At 45.9% G+C, this 1,279-nt stretch carries 1 protein-coding gene; it reads left to right on the top strand.

The window, feature by feature from the left end:
* Positions 1–1,279: GNAT family N-acetyltransferase (locus tag R7M72_RS24935; RefSeq protein WP_318056441.1), on the top strand; the 1,279-nt coding region annotated here is incomplete at both ends.

The raw sequence follows: 1,279 nt of genomic DNA, 5'->3' as shown, positions 1-1,279 counted from the left end.
GCCACTGCGTATATTACTTACCGCGCCTTCTATTAACGCTGTTGAGCCAGTCTATCAGCACGCGCAGCGTTTACTTACGGATGCCAAACAGATGAAGAAAGACCGTTTGGAAGTCGGATATGGGTATATTCAGTTTATTGCGCCTGACGAATTGTTGTCTTCGCTGCCTGAGTGTGATGTGTTGTTAGTTGATGAAGCGGCTGCGATTCCCGTCCCGATGCTCAAACAAATCACCGAGCATTATCATCGTTTGGTCTTTTCTAGCACGATTCATGGCTATGAAGGCTGCGGACGTGGCTTCACGTTGAAGTTCATTGAATGGTTGCAACAACAACGACCTGGCATGAAGACGTATCACATGCAGCAGCCAATTCGTTGGAGCGTAGATGATAAGTTAGAAACGTGGTTGTATGACGCTTTTATCTTGAACGCGGAATTATCGCCGCAATCCATTGAAGGCATGGCGAACGTATCGTTGAACAAAGTGGACAAGCAAGCACTGGTTCACCAACCCAACTTACTACGCGAATGCTTTGCTTTACTGGTTAACGCTCATTATCAAACCTCACCGAATGATTTGCTCCATTTACTGCGAGATGACAACAGCTCCGTTTATCTCGCGATGGATAAACAAAATATCATCGGAGTCATTCTCACGGTTGAGGAGGGCGGTCTTGATGACGAGTTAATTGAAGCTGTTCAACTTGGTCAACGTCGTCCTAAGGGGCATTTGACGCCAATCACCATCATCAATCAACTTGGTTTGGTAAAAGTAGGTAAGCTTATTACTTCACGAGTGATGCGAATTGCGGTGCATCCTGATCTACAAGGTTCGGGCATTGGCAAGCGCATGCTAACACTACTCGAGGAAAGTGTTGGTGCCCATGTGGATTACCTATCGACAAGTTTTGGTGCGACGGATGAGTTGATTCAGTTTTGGCAACAAGCTGGCTATCAATCTATTCGTTTAGGAACTATGCGCGATGCCGCCAGCGGTTGTTATTCATTGTTGATGGTTCGCCAACTTGCGAATAAATCACAAACTTGGATTGATGACGCACAAGCATTGTTTCATGAGTTTTTGTCTGCGAGCCTTTCCCTTGTTTATCCTAAGTTAGAGCCGAGTCTGGCTAGAAGCTTGTTGCGTCAACCGAATCAACATCAAACCTTACATCCGACTAAGCGAGTATTGCTTCAAAGCTATGCGCAGGGTGGTGCAAGCTATGAATCGATTTTTGTGTGGTTACAACAGTGGCTGCGTCAATATGGTTTAGCGCCT

Origin of the sequence: Vibrio sp. YT-18 (assembly GCF_033337345.1) — a bacterium.
In the GTDB taxonomy this organism is placed as follows: Bacteria; Pseudomonadota; Gammaproteobacteria; order Enterobacterales; family Vibrionaceae; genus Vibrio; species Vibrio alginolyticus.
Note: the sequence above shows the minus strand (reverse complement) of the source record. Positions and strands in the feature narration are given on the sequence as shown.